This is a genomic window from Pseudoroseomonas cervicalis (assembly GCF_030818485.1).
Taxonomy (GTDB): domain Bacteria; phylum Pseudomonadota; class Alphaproteobacteria; order Acetobacterales; family Acetobacteraceae; genus Pseudoroseomonas; species Pseudoroseomonas cervicalis_A.
Window position 1 is genome coordinate 914,823 of the sequence record NZ_JAUTAJ010000004.1, and the last position, 16,268, is coordinate 931,090.

At 69.8% G+C, this 16,268-nt stretch carries 17 protein-coding genes and 1 tRNA gene; 12 read left to right on the forward strand and 6 right to left on the reverse strand.

The genetic code is table 11. The annotated features are described in order from the left end of the window. Positions 1 to 8: 8 nt before the first annotated feature. From QE401_RS08130 to ruvX, 3 genes are all read right to left on the reverse strand, one after another. Positions 9 to 953 carry an aspartate carbamoyltransferase catalytic subunit gene (locus QE401_RS08130; RefSeq protein WP_307137725.1) on the reverse strand — a complete coding sequence of 315 codons (945 nt, stop codon included), beginning with the start codon at positions 951 to 953 and terminating at the stop codon, positions 9 to 11. 77 nt (positions 954 to 1,030) lie between these two features. Further along, the gene (locus QE401_RS08135) at positions 1,031 to 2,176 is read right to left on the reverse strand and encodes a helix-turn-helix transcriptional regulator (RefSeq protein ID WP_307137726.1); all 1,146 of its coding nucleotides are present in this window, start codon (positions 2,174 to 2,176) and stop codon (positions 1,031 to 1,033) included. Positions 2,177 to 2,218: 42 nt separating this feature from the next. Continuing rightward, complete coding sequence (gene ruvX, locus QE401_RS08140) at positions 2,219 to 2,698, reverse strand: Holliday junction resolvase RuvX (RefSeq protein WP_307137727.1); 480 nt, start codon at positions 2,696 to 2,698, stop codon at positions 2,219 to 2,221. 69 nt (positions 2,699 to 2,767) lie between these two features. Between ruvX and gatC the strand changes: the two genes are divergently transcribed. The 7 genes from gatC to QE401_RS08175 all read left to right on the forward strand — a co-directional run bounded on the left by gatC (position 2,768) and on the right by QE401_RS08175 (position 9,846). Then, a complete protein-coding gene (gene gatC, locus QE401_RS08145) occupies positions 2,768 to 3,055 on the forward strand; it encodes an Asp-tRNA(Asn)/Glu-tRNA(Gln) amidotransferase subunit GatC (protein ID WP_307137728.1) in 288 nt (95 codons plus the stop codon). Between the two features lie 3 nt (positions 3,056 to 3,058). After that, positions 3,059 to 4,543: an Asp-tRNA(Asn)/Glu-tRNA(Gln) amidotransferase subunit GatA gene (gene gatA, locus QE401_RS08150; RefSeq protein ID WP_307137729.1), complete on the forward strand. Its 1,485-nt coding sequence runs from the start codon at positions 3,059 to 3,061 to the stop codon at positions 4,541 to 4,543. Next, entirely contained in the window at positions 4,540 to 5,991 is a 1,452-nt protein-coding gene (gene gatB, locus QE401_RS08155; protein WP_307137730.1) for an Asp-tRNA(Asn)/Glu-tRNA(Gln) amidotransferase subunit GatB, read from the forward strand. The genes gatA and gatB overlap by 4 nt, the downstream gene beginning before the upstream one ends. Before the next feature lie 95 nt (positions 5,992 to 6,086). Further along, on the forward strand, positions 6,087 to 6,716 hold the full coding sequence (locus QE401_RS08160) for a glutathione S-transferase family protein (protein WP_307137731.1): 630 nt from the start codon (positions 6,087 to 6,089) through the stop codon (positions 6,714 to 6,716). A 148-nt stretch (positions 6,717 to 6,864) separates the two neighbouring features. Further along, positions 6,865 to 6,957 (forward strand) — tRNA-Ser (locus QE401_RS08165). A 740-nt stretch (positions 6,958 to 7,697) separates the two neighbouring features. Beyond that, a complete protein-coding gene (locus QE401_RS08170; protein WP_307137732.1) occupies positions 7,698 to 8,609 on the forward strand; it encodes an amino acid ABC transporter substrate-binding protein in 912 nt (303 codons plus the stop codon). A gap of 52 nt (positions 8,610 to 8,661) precedes the next feature. Continuing rightward, positions 8,662 to 9,846 (forward strand): trans-sulfuration enzyme family protein, encoded by a 1,185-nt coding sequence (locus QE401_RS08175; RefSeq protein ID WP_307137733.1) that lies wholly within the window; start codon positions 8,662 to 8,664, stop codon positions 9,844 to 9,846. Between the two features lie 35 nt (positions 9,847 to 9,881). Here the strand turns inward: QE401_RS08175 and QE401_RS08180 are convergent, their stop codons facing one another. The 3 genes from QE401_RS08180 to QE401_RS08190 form a co-directional block, all read right to left on the reverse strand. Next, on the reverse strand, positions 9,882 to 10,814 hold the full coding sequence (locus QE401_RS08180) for a LysR substrate-binding domain-containing protein (protein WP_307137734.1): 933 nt from the start codon (positions 10,812 to 10,814) through the stop codon (positions 9,882 to 9,884). Between the two features lie 106 nt (positions 10,815 to 10,920). Further along, positions 10,921 to 11,559, reverse strand: a complete 639-nt coding sequence (locus QE401_RS08185; protein WP_307137735.1) for an NrsF family protein — start codon at positions 11,557 to 11,559, stop codon at positions 10,921 to 10,923. After that, positions 11,556 to 12,116 carry a sigma-70 family RNA polymerase sigma factor gene (locus QE401_RS08190; RefSeq protein ID WP_307137736.1) on the reverse strand — a complete coding sequence of 187 codons (561 nt, stop codon included), beginning with the start codon at positions 12,114 to 12,116 and terminating at the stop codon, positions 11,556 to 11,558. The genes QE401_RS08185 and QE401_RS08190 overlap by 4 nt, the downstream gene beginning before the upstream one ends. Before the next feature lie 141 nt (positions 12,117 to 12,257). Here QE401_RS08190 and QE401_RS08195 point away from each other — a divergent pair, with 141 nt between their 5' ends. From QE401_RS08195 to QE401_RS08215, 5 genes are all read left to right on the forward strand, one after another. Beyond that, positions 12,258 to 13,361, forward strand: coding sequence for a catalase family peroxidase (locus QE401_RS08195; RefSeq protein WP_307137737.1), 1,104 nt, complete (start codon positions 12,258 to 12,260; stop codon positions 13,359 to 13,361). Continuing rightward, entirely contained in the window at positions 13,358 to 13,876 is a 519-nt protein-coding gene (locus tag QE401_RS08200) for a cytochrome b (protein ID WP_307137738.1), read from the forward strand. The genes QE401_RS08195 and QE401_RS08200 overlap by 4 nt, the downstream gene beginning before the upstream one ends. Before the next feature lie 578 nt (positions 13,877 to 14,454). Then, positions 14,455 to 15,018 (forward strand): RraA family protein, encoded by a 564-nt coding sequence (locus QE401_RS08205; RefSeq protein ID WP_307137739.1) that lies wholly within the window; start codon positions 14,455 to 14,457, stop codon positions 15,016 to 15,018. After that, positions 15,015 to 15,290, forward strand: coding sequence for a type 2 periplasmic-binding domain-containing protein (locus tag QE401_RS08210; RefSeq protein ID WP_307137740.1), 276 nt, complete (start codon positions 15,015 to 15,017; stop codon positions 15,288 to 15,290). The genes QE401_RS08205 and QE401_RS08210 overlap by 4 nt, the downstream gene beginning before the upstream one ends. Continuing rightward, positions 15,278 to 16,264 carry a tripartite tricarboxylate transporter substrate-binding protein gene (locus tag QE401_RS08215; RefSeq protein ID WP_307137741.1) on the forward strand — a complete coding sequence of 329 codons (987 nt, stop codon included), beginning with the start codon at positions 15,278 to 15,280 and terminating at the stop codon, positions 16,262 to 16,264. The genes QE401_RS08210 and QE401_RS08215 overlap by 13 nt, the downstream gene beginning before the upstream one ends. Positions 16,265 to 16,268 lie beyond the last annotated feature (4 nt).

Genomic DNA, 16,268 nt, shown 5'->3' on the forward strand with positions numbered 1-16,268 from the left:
GGGGGTCATCACAGCCGGGAGTTCCGCCGCGCGTTGCGGGAGAGGATGTCGAGCACCGCCATGCGGACGGCGACGCCCATCTCCACCTGTTCGCCGATCACGCTGCGCGCCGGGTCGTCGGCGATGGCGCTGTCGATCTCGACGCCACGGTTCATCGGGCCCGGATGCATGACGATGGCATCCGGCCTGGCCACCGCCAGCTTGGCGGCGTCGAGGCCGTAGAAGCGGAAATACTCCCGCGCCGAGGGGATCAGCCCGCCCGCCATGCGCTCCTTCTGCAGGCGCAGCATCATCACGACATCGGCGTCCTTCAGCCCCGCCTTCATGTCGTGGAACACCTCGACACCGAGGCGGGTCGCCTCGGCCGGCATCAGGGTCGGCGGCCCGACCAGGCGGACGCGGCAATTCATCGCCAGCAGCAGATGGATGTTGCTGCGGGCGACGCGGCTATGCGCCACGTCGCCGCAGATGGCGACCACCAGATTCTCCAGCTGGCCCTTGCGGCGGCGGATGGTCAGCGCGTCCAGCAGCGCCTGGGTCGGGTGCTCATGCGTGCCGTCGCCGGCATTGATCACCGCGGCATCCACCTTGCGGCTGAGCAGCGCCGGCGCGCCCGACTGGGCGTGCCGCACCACCAGCAGGTCGCAATGCATGGCGTTCAGGGTGGCTGCGGTGTCGAGCAGCGTCTCCCCCTTGTTCACGCTGCTGGTGGAGACCGTCATGTTGACGATGTCCGCCCCCAGCCGCTTGCCCGCCAGCTCGAAGCTGGTGCGGGTGCGGGTGCTGTCCTCGAAGAACAGGTTGATCAGGGTGCGGCCCTTCAACAGGTCCCGCTGGGTCTTCCCGCTGCGGTTCAGCAGGGCATAGGATTCCGCCAGATCCAGCAGATCGGCGATGTAAGGCGGCTCCAGGCCTTCGAGGGCCAGGAGGTGCCGGTGAGGATATGGCAGCATGAGGACCAGTCCGGCTAGAGGCGGGGGACCATACCGACCTGCGGCGCCCACCGGAAGGCCCTGGCCGGGGGAGGCGGCTACTCCTCGGGCGGCGCCAGGCGCGGCAGGCTGAGCAGCAGGCGCAGCAGCTCGCCCTGCCGGTTGGTGCCGGTCTTGGCCAGCAGCGACTGCACCTGGCTGCGGATGGTGGTCAGACGCACGCCGCGCGCCATCGCCACCTCCTCGACGCTGAGGCCGGTGGCGAGGCTGGCGGCCACCTCCGCCTCCGCCCGGGTGACGTTGAACATGGCCATCACCTGATCGCCCAGCTGCCCCGGCGCGGCATTGGGGTCGGAGGCCAGCAGCAGCGCCAGGGGGCCCGGCACCTGCGGCCGGTCGGGCAGCGGCAGGCGGAAGGGCACCAGCATCAGCGCCAGCGCCAGATGCCCGTCGGCGCTGGTGCAGCGCATCGAGCCGGCGCGCGCCGGCTGGCCGGCGGTCGCCTGGCCCAGCAGCGTGGCGAACATCGCATCGGCCGAGGGCTGCAGCAGCCGCAGCCGCCCGCCGCCGGCCTGCAGCATCGGCCCGCCGCGGCGCAGCAGCATGCGCCGCCCGGCCCGGTTCATGAAGATGCAGCGCCGGTCGGCGCGCAGGATGGCGATGCCGCTCGGCAGCTCGTCCAGCGCGGCATAGCCGACCCGCGCGAGGGTGCGGCTGGCCAGCAGCTGCTCCTCCACCTTCAGCGCGCGCAGCAGATGCGGCCAGAGGATCTGCAGCGTGGCCATCTGCTCCGGCGTGTAGGGGCCCATCTCCCTCGCCCGGTGCAGGCCGAGGATCAGGGTCTGGTCGCCCAGCGGCGCCTCCCCCCCCGCGACATAGAAGGCATTGCCCATGCCCGGGCGCAGCAGGTCGTTGTAGAATTCGGAGGCCTCGACCTCGGCATCGGACAGGTAGTTCTGGGTGTAGAAGACCTGCCCCTGCATGTTGCGGTCCAGCCGCAGCAGGGCGATGTCGCGGCTGAAGAAATGCTCGCGATAGGCGCGCCTCACCTCGGGCGGGATGTTCAGCGTGGCCAGGATGGTGGGGCGGGAGAGCGTGCCACCCTCCCGGTGCATCGCCACATTCTGGGCGCCGATCAGCGTGGCCAGGCTGCGGAGTATGGCGTTCCAGCCCTCCTCCGGGCCGCCGCCCGTCGCGAGGTCGTAAAGATCGCCGATCAGACCGTGAAGACTGGCCTCAGCCATGCCGGACCGTGTCGTTCCGCATCGGGACACTATAGGGAAACGTCAAGAACCTGGCCAGGATTGCGCGCTGGCGTCGAGAGCCGCCTGCAGCATATAGGCCGCGGCGGCCGCATCCACCGCCTTGGCCCGCTTGGCGCGCGTCAGATCGGCCTCCTGGATCAGCATGCGGTTGACGGCGGAGGAGGAGAGCCGCTCATCCCACAGCGCGGAGGGCAGGCCGGTCGCCTCGGACAATGCGCGAGCCCAGTCCTTGGCGGCCTGCGCGGCCGGGCCGAAGCTGCCATCGAGGCCAAGCGGCAGCCCGACCACCAGCCCGCCAGCGCCCTCCCGCGCCGCGATGGCGCCGATCTCGGCCGCATTGGCGGCCAGCTTGCCGCGCGCCAGGCCGCGATAGGGGCTGGCCAGCATCAGCGTCACATCCGACAGGGCGATGCCGATGATCTTCTTGCCGGGATCCAGGCCGATCAGCCGCTGGCCGGGGGAAAGGGCGGCGCGAAGCTCGCTCAGGTTGATGATGGGCATGGCGGTGTTTATGGTCCGCCCCCGTTTGCGCGCAAACCTGACCTGACCATTTCCGGAAGAAAACACAGAATGTCGCTCGACACCGCCACAGTCCGGCGCGTCGCCTCGCTCGCCCGCCTCAGGGTGGAGGAGCAGGATCTGCCGCGCCTCGAGGCCGAACTGAACGGGATCCTGGGCTGGATCGAGCAGCTGCAGGCCGTCGACACCAGCGGCGTGGAGCCGATGGCGGGCGGCGGGGCCGAGCGGCTCCGCCTGCGCGAGGACAAGGTGACGGATGGCGACCTGCAGCAGCAGGTGCTGGCCAATGCCCCGGACCGTGCCGACGCCTTCTTCGCCGTGCCCAAGGTGGTGGAGTAAGCCATGACCGTGCCCACCGATTTCACCATCGCCGGCGCCCGCGCCGCGCTGGATGCGCGCGAGATCAGCGCCGTCGAGCTCACCCGCGCCCATCTGGACGCGGTGGAGCAGCTGAACCCGCAGCTGAACGCCTATATCACCGTCACGCCCGAGCTGGCGCTGGCCCAGGCCGAGGCCGCCGATGCGGCGATCGCCCGCGGCGAGGCCGGTCCGCTCGCCGGCATCCCGCTCGCCATCAAGGACCTGTTCTGCACCGCCGGCACCCGCACCACGGCCGGCAGCCGGATCCTCGGCAATTTCGTGCCGCCCTATGAGAGCACGGTGACCGCCCAGCTGCTGCGCGACGGCGCGGTCTTCCTGGGCAAGGCCAATCTCGACGAATTCGCCATGGGCTCCTCCAATCTCAGCTCCGCCTATGGCGCGGCCGAGAATCCGTGGAAGCGCGCCGGTGAGCCCGACACGGTGCTGGTGCCCGGCGGTTCCTCGGGCGGCTCGGCCGCGGCGGTGGCGGCGCGGCTGGCGCTGGGGGCGACGGCCACCGACACTGGCGGCTCGATCCGCCAGCCGGCGGCCTTCTGCGGCGTCACCGGCATCAAGCCGACCTATGGCCGCTGCTCGCGCTACGGCATCATCGCCTATGCCTCCAGCCTGGACCAGGCTGGGCCGGTGGCCCGCACGGTCGAGGACTGCGCCATCCTGCTGCGCTCCATGGCCGGGTTTGATCCGAAGGATTCGACCAGCGCCGACCGCGCTGTGCCGGATTTCGCCGCCGCCGTCGCGCGCGGCGTGAAGGGCCTGCGCATCGGCATTCCGCGCGAATACCGCCTCGAGGGCCTGTCGCCCGAGATCGACGCGCTGTGGCAGCAGGGCATGGACTGGCTGCGCGCCGAGGGCGCGGAGCTGGTCGAGATCAGCCTGCCGCATACCGGCCACGCGCTGCCGACCTACTACATCGTGGCGCCGGCCGAGGCTTCCTCGAACCTCGCCCGCTATGATGGCGTGCGCTTCGGCCTGCGCGAGGATGGCCGCGACCTCAAGGAGCTGTATGAGCGCAGCCGCGCCGTCGGCTTCGGCGCCGAGGTGAAGCGCCGCATCCTGATCGGCACCTATGTCCTCTCCGCCGGCTATTACGACGCCTACTACGTCAAGGCGCAGCAGGTGCGGGCGCTGATCAAGCGCGATTTCGACGCGGCCTGGGGCAAGGTGGACGCCATCCTGACGCCGGCCACGCCGACCGCCGCCTTCGGCCGCGACGAGACTCAGGACGACCCGGTGGCGATGTATCTGAACGACGTCTTCACCATCACCGCCAATCTGGCGGGCATCCCGGGCATGGCCCTGCCGGCCGGGCTGGACGCGAAGGGGCTGCCGCTCGGCCTGCAGATCCTCGGCCGGCCCTTCGACGAGGAAACCCTGTTCGCGATTGGCGGCGCCATCGAGCGCGCCGCGGATTTCAAGGCCACCCCGGCGGTGAGGGCTGCGGCATGAGCTACACGATCGAGGGCACGACCGGCCCCTGGGAAGTGGTGATCGGGCTGGAGGTGCATGCCCAGGTCACCTCCGAGGCCAAGCTGTTCAGCGGTGCCGCGACCGAATTCGGCGCCGAGCCGAACACCCAGGTCAGCTTCGTCGATGCCGGCTTCCCCGGCATGCTGCCGGTGATCAATGGCGAGTGCGTGGCGCAGGCGGTGCGCACCGGGCTCGGCCTGAACGCGCAGGTCAATCTGTGGTCGCGCTTCGACCGCAAGAACTACTTCTATGCGGACCTGCCGCAGGGCTACCAGATCAGCCAGTACCAGTTTCCGATCATCGGCACCGGCCAGATCGAGATCGAGCTGGCCGATGGCACGCGCAAGCCGATCGGCATCACCCGCCTGCATCTGGAGCAGGATGCGGGCAAGTCGCTGCACGACCAGCACCCGACCAAGAGCTATATCGACCTGAACCGGTCGGGCGTCGCGCTGATGGAGATCGTCTCCGAGCCTGATCTCCGCTCGCCCGAGGAGGCCGGCGCCTATCTGACGAAGCTGCGCCAGATCCTGCGCTATCTCGGCACCTGCGACGGCAATATGGAGCAGGGTTCGCTGCGCGCGGACGTCAATGTCTCGGTCCGCAAGCCGGGCGAGGGGTTCCGCACCCGCTGCGAGGTGAAGAACGTCAACTCCATCCGCTTCGTCATGCAGGCGGTGGAGGCCGAGGCGCGGCGCCAGGTCGAGCTGTGGGAAGCCGGCGAGGAGGTGGTGCAGGAGACCCGCCTGTTCGACACCAGCCGCGGCGTCACCCGCTCCATGCGCTCCAAGGAGGATGCGCATGACTACCGCTACTTCCCCGACCCCGACCTGCCGCCGCTGGTGATCGAGCAGGCCTGGGTCGACCAGCTGAAGGCCGCCCTACCGGAACTGCCCGATGCCCGCCGTGCCCGCTATGTCGGCGAGTTCGGGCTGACGCCCTATGACGCGCATGTGCTGACGCTGGAGAAGGAGACGGCCGCCTTCTACGAGACCGTCGCCAAGGGGCGCGACCCCAAGGTCGCGGCCAATTGGGTGACCGGCGATTTCTTCGCCGGCCTCAACCGAACCGGCCACAGCATCGGCGACAGCCCGGTGAGTGCCGGGAATCTCGGCGCGCTGCTCGACCTGATCGCCGACAACACCCTCTCCGGCAAGCTGGCCAAGGAGGTGCTGGAGGCGATGTTCGAGACCGGCAAGGCGCCGGGCGAGATCGTCGAGGAGCGCGGCCTGAAGCAGGTGACCGACACCGGCGCGATCGAGGCGGTGATCGACCAGGTGATGGCCGCCAATGCCGGCAAGGTCGAGGAATACCGCAGCGGCAAGGACAAGCTGTTCGGCTTCTTCGTCGGCCAGACGATGAAGGCGATGCAGGGCAAGGGCAACCCGGCCCTGGTCAACGAACTGCTGAAGAAGAAGCTGGGCTGATCCGCCGGGCCTGATACCGCCGCCGGGGCTGACGCGGGCCCCGGCGCGTGCTTCCCTCCCGGTCCTGCACCAACAGGGCCGGGAGGATTGCCGCGATGATCACCCTCTACAGCTGGGACACCCCCAACGCGCGCAAGATCAGCGTCGCGCTGGAGGAGATGGGGCTGGCCTACACCGTCAAGCCGGTGGACATCACCCGCAACGAGCAGTTCGAACCGGGTTTCCTCCGGCTCTCCCCCAACAACCGCATCCCCGCGATCCTCGACGCGGAGGGGCCGGACGGGCAGCCGATCAGCGTCTTCGAATCGGGCGCCATCCTGCTCTACCTGGCGGAGAAGACCGGGCGCTTCCTGCCGTCCGATCCGCGCGGCCGCGTCGCCGTCTGGGAATGGCTGATGTGGCAGATGGGCGGCTTCGGCCCGATGCCCGGCCAGGTGCATCATTTCCTGACCCGTCCCGAGGGCCCGGCGCGCGATTACGGGCTGGAACGCTATCGCACCGAGACCCGCCGCCTCTATGGCGTGCTGGACCGCCGCCTGGCGGGGCGCGACTTCGTGGCGACCGAGGGCGAGCCCAGCATCGCCGATTTCGCCATCCTGGGCTGGGCCTGGCGGCATGAGCGGCATCTCGGCAGCTTGCAGGATTTCTCCGCCGTGGCCGCCTGGTATGCGCGCATGATGGCACGCCCGGCGGTCGCCCGTGGCATGGCAGTGCCGCTGCGCTAAGGGCTTTTGGCGGAAAGCCGCGCCCGGCCGCGGCTTTCCGCCATCTATCCCCAGCTTTTTCGTGGCCGGTGCGCCCAGGCCGTTTGACGTGGTCGGCCCGGGACGCTAGAAGCGGCCTCGCATACGCCGTGCAACTTCAACACCCTGCGGAGGGGTGGCCGAGTGGCCGAAGGCGGCGGTTTGCTAAACCGTTAAACGGGGATAACCCGTTTCGTGGGTTCGAATCCCATCCCCTCCGCCACCCACCCTGAATTTCAGCGGTTTAGCCCGTTTCAGGCGTCGCAGCAGGAACGCGGCCAATGGGCTGCTACGCGGCTGTTCCGCCACACCCCGTCACAAGCCTGCCTGTCACTTTCTCCGCCTCAGGGGAGGGGGCGGGGGCCTGCCGAAACCCGGCCGATCCGCGCCGCCACTCCGGCCGTCGCCGCGGAGTGTCGTTGGCGGTGGTGCTCGCGTGGTGGCGGGCCGGCCATTCGCCTAGGGCGCCCCAGTCCACACCGGCGCTTACCAGGGCGGTGGCGCAGATGGGCCGCAGCAGATGCAGGCTGCTTCCCCAGGGAGGCCCAGCGCGTCGCGCCAGCGGCGGGACCGTTCATTGCAGGCGGCATACTCCAGCGGGAACACCGGTGGTGCGGCTGGTGTCCCGGGGCTTCCTGCGGGCCAGCATGGCGGCCACCGCCGGCGTCTGCGGGGCGAAGCCGTCATCCCCCTTCCTGGTATCGTAGAGGCGTGGCCGGCCGCTTGTCGCCAGCGGGCCCGCCGCCAGCGCCCCCGAAGCCATAACATTTGGTCATGGAGTCAATGCCTGGGGTCAGTTCCCCGGGTGGGGAGGTTTGCGCCACGGTCCGCCAACCGCATCCACCCCAGGAGCCTCCCATGCTCAGGACCATGTTGTCATGTCTGGCCGCAACGCTGCTCGCCACAGGCGCCTGGGCACAGGGCTCCGGGTCGCCCACCCTGGACGCCGTCCGGGCGCGGGGCGTGCTGAGCTGCGGTGTATCAGGCACCAATCCGGGCTTCGCCTTCGCCGACAGCCGCGGCGAGATACAGGGCAGCGAGGCGGAGTTCTGCCGCGCCGTTGCCGCCGCCGCGCTGGGCGACGCCAGGAAGGTCAGGTTCGTCACGCTGACCTCCACCAACCGCTTCACCGCCCTGCAATCCGGCGAAATCGACCTGCTCGTGCGCACGGCGACCTGGTCCCTGGGGCGCGAGGCCAGCCTCGGCCTGCTCTTCGCGGGCATCACCTTCTACGACGGTACGGCCTTCATGGTGCACAGCGCCTCGGGCATCCGCTCCGCCAGAGAGCTGGACGGCGCCACCATCTGCATCCTGCCGGGAACGACCACCGAACTCGCCGTCACCGACTATTTCCGCCGGACCAATATGCGCTTCACGCCCGTCCTCATCGATAACGTGTCCGAGCTGCGCGCCGTCTTCCGCAACGGTCGCTGCGACAGCTATTCCACCGACGCCTCAGCGCTGGCCTCCTTCCGCTTCGGCGAGGGCCAGGCGGCCGAGACCTACACCCTCCTGCCCGAAATCATCAGCAAGGAGCCGCTCGGCCCGCTGGTGCGCAAGGGCGACGACAAGTGGTTCGACATCGTCCGCTGGACGCATTTCGCGATGCTGGCTGCGGAGGAGCTGGAACTGACCCGTGCGAATGTCGAGGCCTCCCTGTCCAGCCCGAACCCCGACATCCGCCGCCTGCTCGGGGTGGATGGTGACCTTGGGCGGAGCATGGGGCTCGACAACCGGTGGGCCTTCCAGGTGATCCGCCAGGTCGGCAGCTATGCCGAGGTGTGGGACCGAGCCATCGCCCCGCTCGGGGTGCCGCGTGGCCACAACCGCCTCTGGACCCAGGGCGGGCTGCAATACGCGCCGCCCGTCCGCTGACCCTGGCCGCCTCCCGGTCAACCCTCTTCACAGCGCCGATCCGAGAAGAACCATGCACGACCTGACCCGCTGCGTTCAGCACCCCGAGGTGTCCCAGGATGGCTTCCGCAGCCTGGCGGTGCCGACCTACCGCGCCTCCACCATCATCTATGAAGACGGTGAGAGTTTCGCGGCCCGCGGCGAGCGCGGCTTCGACGGCTACACCTACGGACTGCACGGAACGCCGACCACACGCACCCTGGAGGCCCAGCTGACCGCGCTGCACAACGGTGTCCGCACCGTGCTGGTGCCGTCCGGCCAGATGGCGGTGGCACTGGTGTTCCTGACCTTCCTGCTCCCCGGCGACCATGTCCTGGTGCCGGACAGCGCTTACGGTCCGGTCCGCAATGTCTGCCGCGACTATCTGGCGCCGCGTGGCATCGCCTGCACCCTCTACGACCCTCTGATCGGCGCCGGGATCGCCGAGCTGATCCAGGACCGCACCAGGCTGGTCTGGGTCGAATCCCCTGGCTCCGGCACCATGGAGGTGCAGGACATTCCCGCCATCGTCCGCGCCGCCAAGGCCAGGGGCGTGCTGGTCGGCTGCGACAACACTTGGTGCACGCCGCTGCTGTTCAAGCCGCTGGACCATGGCTGCGACTTCGCGGCGGAAGCGCTGACCAAATATGTGGGCGGCCATTCCGACCTGCTGCTCGGCTCCGTCACGGTCAGGGACATGGATCTGCGCCAGCGCATGAAGGAGGTGCTGCGCAGCCTCGGCGTTGGCGTCTCCCCGGACGAGGTGGCGCTGGCGCTGCGGGGTATCGAGACCATGGGCCTCCGCCTGGCCCATGTCGGCCGGGTATCCGAATCCTTCGCCCGGCGCCTGCAGGAGCATCCGCTGGTGGAGCAGGTGCTGCATCCCTGCCTGCCTTCCTGCCCGGGCCACGCGTTCTGGGCGCGCGACATCAAGGGCTCCGGCGGAGTGTTCAGCATCGTGCTGAGGCCGGCCGCCGGGACGATGCTCAACCCGGCGCTGACGGCGATGAAGGTCTTCGCCATCGGCGCCTCCTGGGGTGGCACGCGCAGCCTGATCGCGCCCATGTCGGTGAAGGGCGAGCGAACGGTGAAGCCCTGGACGCAGGAGGGACCTGTCCTGCGCATCAGCATCGGGCTGGAGCAGGAGGAAGATCTCTGGGCGGATCTGGAGAGATTGCTGGCCGCGCTCACTCCCGCAGGCGCCGTGATAGCGGCCTGAGTCCGGCGCCGGCTTCGAAAGGGCGATGGGCGGGCCTAACGGGCCCGTCCGGCCCTGGAACGCGGCTGCGGGTCAGCCTTGCCGGGCCCGCGGTCGCGTGCCGCCAGCAGGGCGGCGACGAAGTCTTTCACCAGCATCGACTTCTGCGTGTCCGGCCGGAACAACAGGTAGGTCTTGAAGTAGACCTCGGGTTCGAAAGGCCGCATCACGAGGCCGCGTTCGGCGAATCCCTCCGCGGCAACGGCCTGTGCCAGCCCGATGCCGATGCCTTCCAGCGCCAGGGCGCAGACGGTCGCGGCGAAGGGCGTCTCCACGACAATCTTCGGTCGCGAACCAGCCGCGTCCAGCACCGCGTTGAAGCGTGCCCTGGCGCGGTCCTCGGCCGAGAGGGCGATGAACGGCATGCCGTCCAGGTCGGCGGGGCGGATCACCGGCTTCGCCGCCAGCGGGTGGCCCGGCGGCATGACGCAGCAGGCGCGGCCGCTGGAGAAGATCCGATGCTCCACGCCAGCGAGGTCAACCTCGTCCGCGGCCAGCCCGATGCTGAAATTGCCGTTCACCACCAGTTCGCGCACCTGCGCGGACATGGCGATCTGGAAGGTGATGGCGATGTCAGGGTGCTTGTCGCGGAAGATGCGGATGGCGCGCGGCAGCACGGTGTTGCCATAGGCAGCCAGGCTGGCGATGCGGATGGTCCCGGAGCCGAAATCGCGGATGCGTGCCGCCGAGGTCCGGAGGCGGTCGAGGCCGATGAAGCTGGACCGGACGTCGGAGAAGAACAGCTGGCCCTCCGGCGTCGGGACCAGGCGGTTGCGCACCCGGTCGAACAGGGAGAAGCCGATGGCCGCCTCAAGGTCCGCGATGGCGCGGCTGACGGCGGGCTGCGTGACTTGCAGCAGCTCCGCCGCCCGCGACGCGGATCCACTGATCATGACGGCGTTGAAGATCTCGAGTTGGCGATGGTTCACACCTTCGACTCCACTCCGCCGGGTCCGGTGGGGCGGCGTCCTCGGCAGGCCATACCGATCTCGGCGGGGAACCGCCTGGTGCTGCGGGGGCTCACCGCGCGAGACCCTACCAGCGTAGCCAGCGGCGCCCGATCAGCCACCCCACCGACGTGACGATGCCGATGGCCAGGCTGAACCAGAGCACCACGAAAAACGGGCTGTCATCCCCGCAGCGCAAGGCGTAGATGCCGCCTGCCAAGCCTCCGGAAGCCAGGCCGGTGACCAGTCCTGCCAGGTCGGGCCGCATGGGCGCTCCTTGCCGCACCGCCAGCATCAGGGCTGCCATGGGCATGCTGGCCAGCAGCGGGATCATGACGAGGCAGAACGCGGCGCTATGCCCCAGCATGCGATCGCGCCAGGCCTCAGCCGGGATGACACTGGCTTCCAGGGACAGGGCGGCCACGGCCAGCAGGCATGGCAGGAGCAGCCATCGAGGCCAGGCGCCAAGGGGCGCGCCGGGTTCCGCCAGGCGGCGCAGCATGCCCAGCGCAGGGGCCAGCAAAGACAGCATCAGGGCGAATTTGAAGCCGACACGGAGCGACCCCAGCGCGGTGCCCAGCCCGGGCCGAAAGCCCGCCACCATGGCCAGCAGCAGCAGGGCGACCATGCCCCCCGATACCACGGCCAATCCCAGAGCCGCCGCCAGGCCCAGTCGCGGCTGCCGGTGATCCGCGGCCAGAGCGGCGATGAAATCCTCCGTCCTCATGCGGTCTCCTTCCGGTGCAACGCCGCCAGCAGTTTCAGCGCCCGGTGCAATGTGACGCGAACCGCGCCCTCGCTCATGCGCAGCCTTGCTGCGGCCTCGCCTGCCGACCGGCCCTCGATCGACACCGCCTCGACGACCTGCCGCTGGCGCGGGGCCAGCTGCGCGAGCAGGCGGCCGATATCGTGGCGGATATCGGCCGCTTCGCCGTCTCCCGCGGCAAGGGTCTCGGCGACGAGTTCGAGCGACACGTCCGGCGGGCGGCCGCCGCGCCGGCGGACGGCATCGATCAGCCGGTTGCGGGCGATCGCCGCAAGCCAGGGGCCGATTGGCCGCGTCTGGTCCCAGCTATGCCGTTTGAGGTGGATCGCCAGCAGCACGTCCTGCACCACATCCTCTGCATTGTCCCGGGGAAACCCCGCACGCAGGCAACTCCGCCGCGCCAGGGCGCGCAGATAGGGCGCCACGCCCAGCAGGAACTGGCGATAGGCCTCCGCATCGCCCGCCCGCGCCGCACGCATCCAGGCAGCCCAGTCCTCTTCCCGGCGACTGATCGTCACGCCTCGCCTTGCCTCATCCATCCCTTCTACGGGCCCGGTGCCTCCGGTGTTACGGCCGGCCCACCAGAATTCTGGCCGAGCGCTGTAATGAATCACGCGCCGGCTGCGTAGGGCAGGGGAGCAACAGGCACGAGGCTCGGAATGGGCGAGGATCAACAGGAGCGGGAGGGCACGCCGATCACCGGCGTTCCCGCCCTGCTCAGGCTCGCGGGGATTGGCGTGGTGCTGGCGGCTGCCGCGGGTGGCTTTGCCTATGCGGGTGGGTGGCTGACCCCCTCCCGGCTGTCGCCCCAGCGCCTGGTCGGGCAGCTTGAGGCCAATGCGGGGACCCATCCCGGGTTCCGCCGCAACCACGCCAAGGGGGTCTGCATCGCGGGCAGCTTCACCAGCAGCGGCGCGGGGCGGGAATGGTCGCGCGCCACGATGTTCCAGGCGGGCACGGTGCCGGTGCTGGGCCGCTTCGCGCTGCCGGGTGGCAATCCCTTCGTGCCTGATGCCGCGGTGCCGGTGCGCAGCATGGCCTTGCAGCTGACAGGCCCGGATGGCGCCGTCTGGAGGACGGGGATGAACAGTTCGCCTGTCTTCCCCGTCCGCACGGCGGCCGACTTCTTTGCCCTGCAGCAGGCCAGCGCGCCCGATCCGGCCACCGGCCGACCCGATCCGGCGAGAATGCAGGCCTTCCTGGCCGGGCACCCCGAAACCGTCAGGGCGCTGGCGTCGGGGAGATCCTTCCCGCCCTCCTCCGGCCTCGGCAACGGTACCTATCACAGCGTCAACGCCTTCCTGCTGGTGAATGGCGAGGGGCGGCAGACACCGGTGCGCTGGGCCATGGTGCCCGAACAGCCCTTCGCCCCCTTCGACGCCCGGGCCTCCACTGGCCGAGACACGGTGTTCGAAGACCTCGCCGCAGAGGTCGCGAAGGGCCCGCTGCGCTGGCGCCTGGTCATGACGCTCGCCGGGCCTGGCGATCAGACCGCCGATGCGACGGTCATCTGGCCGGCGGATCGTCGCCGGGTGGAGTTCGGCGTCCTGACCATCTCCCGTGTGGAGAGCGAGGATGAGGGCGCCTGCCGCGACATCAATTTCGATCCGCTGACCCTGCCGGATGGCGTCGCCGCCTCCGAGGACCCGCTCCTGAGTGCCCGCTCGGCTGCCTATGCGCGCTCGGCCCGGCTGCGCGACGGGGAGGCGAAGTCACCCAGCGCCATCTCGCTGCATGCGGTCAGCCAAAGGACGACACCATGACACGCTTCGACCCTGTGGCGCGGCTGCTGCACTGGCTGATGGCGGTGCTGATCCTGGCCATGCTGCTCATTGGCGTCGGCATGGTATCGACCGTGTCGGAACGCTACGCGACGCTGGTTGCCATCCACCGGCCCTTGGGCGTGGCGATCCTGTGTCTCGCGGCCCTGCGCCTGGCGAACCGCCTGCGGCGCCCGGCGCCCCCGCTGCCCAGGGATCTGCCTGCCTGGCAAGGCTTCGCCGCGCGCGCATCGCACCTGTTGCTGTACGGGCTGATGCTGGGGCTGCCGCTGATCGGATGGGCCATGCAGTCGGCCGGTCAGGTGCCGATCCTGCTGTATGGGCAACTGTCCCTGCCACCCATCCTCCCGGCCTCGCCGGTCCTGCATGCCTTGCTGCGCTCCGCCCATCAGGTCCTGGCCTATGGCCTCTTCCTGCTGATCCTGCTGCATGTGGCAGCGGCGCTGATGCATCGCTTCATCCGCCGGGACGGCGTCTTCCGGAGCATGGCACCGTGACGCCGCCACGCCATCGCTGAGGGGAGGCCTGGCGGGCGCAGGATCCCAGCCCATCGCCGGCGAGGATGCGGCTGGGCGTCGGCCTGCTGTGCTTTGACGATCAGCGCCCCCGGTCACCAGCACCCCACGGCTCTGCGTCTTTCCAACCCGGCCGCGACAACCGCTCTGCCAGGAACTCCGCCAGCGCCTCGTCCTTCGCGGGCCGGTTCCGTGTCTTCGGTATGACGAAGTAGAGCCCGCCCGGCGCCAATCGCCAGTCGGCCAGCAGCGCTTCCAACCGGCCTGCGGCCAGATGCTCCGCCGCGATGAATTCCGGCAGCTGCCCGTGACTTCGCCCGGGGGAGGGCGGCGCTGTCGGGACGCGGTGCCAGGCGCCGGGTCTGGCTGATCCACCTCACCACCGATGGGATGGGCGCCCGGGGATGCCGGCGAAGGGGCAATTTGACGCTTGCGGCCCTCCTTCGAATTCGCCTATTTCGGAACGGCGTTACGTTTTTCGGCTTTACGAAACCGGAACCGTAACCCTGCCAAACGAAACGGCGCATCAGAAGGCGCCCACGCCCGGGAGGGGATCGGCCTTGGCCACTGGATTCCGCATTCTCCAGCGCAGCCGCGCGGTCGCGCCTGAGCGGGGCGAGCGCTTCCGCGCCCTGCCCGTGGCGAATGTCAGCGACGTGATGGCGCGCCTGGCGGCGGGCGGCGCGCGGCTGCGCCCGATGCATGCCCCGCGCGCGGCGCTGGCCGGCCCGGCGCTGACGGTGAAGACGCGCCCCGGCGACAATCTGATGATCCACAAGGCGATCGCCCTGGCCCAGCCCGGCGATGTCATCATCGTCGATGCCGGCGTCGACCTGGCCAATGCGCTGATCGGCGAGCAGATGGTGCGGCGCCGCCCGGGCGGCATCGTGCTGAACGGCACGATCCGCGACAGCGCCGCCATCCGCGCGCAGGATTTCCCGGTCTTCGCCACGGGCACCGAGTTCATCCACACCCCTGTGCCGGTGCAGGCCAGGTCAAGAACGCCGCCCCGGCGCGCCATATCGACGTGGCGGGCATTCATCTTGGCGAGATCGGCATGCTCGGCCAGGACAGGCCGGCGCTGCGGCCGCTGGCGGGGATCGGCGCGAAGTGCTGGGACATGAGTCCGGATGTGCCGACTTCCCGGGAGCTCGGCTACGAGGTGCGGATGACCAGCAAGCGCGGCATCGGCGTGCCGCGCGGCGCTCCGGACGCCATCGCCCTGCAACTGCAGGAGGCCATCGCCCGCACGGTGGCCAAGCCGGACTGGGCGGAGAGGGCGCGGCAGCTGGAACTGCCCCTGGCCTGTCTGCCCGGCGCGGAATGGGAAGCGCCGATGCCGGCGCAGGAAGCCCGCCCCCGTCAGATCTGGGAGAAAACTCCATGGCAACAGTGAAGCTGAACCGTCGCGCTGCGCTCCTGGCCGCTGCCGCCACCCTGGCGGGCGGCAGGGCCGTGGCCCAGTCCGACACGGGTGGCTGGCCCAACCGCAGCGTTCGGGTGATCGTGCCCTACCCTGCGGGAGGCACGGCGGATGTGGCCGCCCGGCTGTTCTTCGCCGCCGTCTCCGCCCGGCTCGGCCAGCCCTTCGTCATCGAGAACCGGTCGGGCGCCACGGGCACGATTGGCGCCGCTGCGGCCGTCCAGGCAGCGCCGGACGGCTACACCGTGCTCTACGATGCCACGGGCCTGTCGGTCACGCCCGCCCTGTTCCAGCGCCTGCCCTACGACCCGATGCGGGACCTGGTTCCGGTCTTCCGGGCCCTGACGGTGCCGCAGCTTGTGCTGGTGCATCCGTCCAGCCCCGCCAAGGATATCGCCGGGCTGATCAGGCTGGCCAAGGAGACGGCCCAGGGCCTGGATACCGGATCGGCCGGCAACGGCTCGATGCAGCACCTCGTCCTGGAGCGCTTCGCCCGGGCGGCGGGAGTGAAGTTGAACCATGTGCCCTATCGGGGCGGCGCCCCGGCGCTGAACGACCTCATCGCACGTCAGATCCAGCTCTACTTCGGCAATGTGAACGTCTCGACGACCTTCGTGCGCGACGGCGCCTTGCGCGCCCTGGCCCATACCGGCCGCGGGCGTTTGGCGGCGCTGCCCGAGCTCCCGCCGCTTTCCGAGACGCTGCCGGGCTTCGAGACCTATGAGTGGAACGGCGTCTTCCTGCCGAAGGGCACGCCGCAGCCGATCGTGGATGCCCTGAGCGCGGCGCTCAATGCGGTCGTCACGGATCCTGTGCTGGCGGAAAAGCTGCGCGCCGCAGACCTGGAGGCGGGGCCGAACTCACCGGCCGAATTCACCCGGTTCTTCCGTGACCAGAGCACCTTCTGGCAAGGCTTCGTCCGCGAGGCCGGTATCCGGCTGGAGTAGGGGC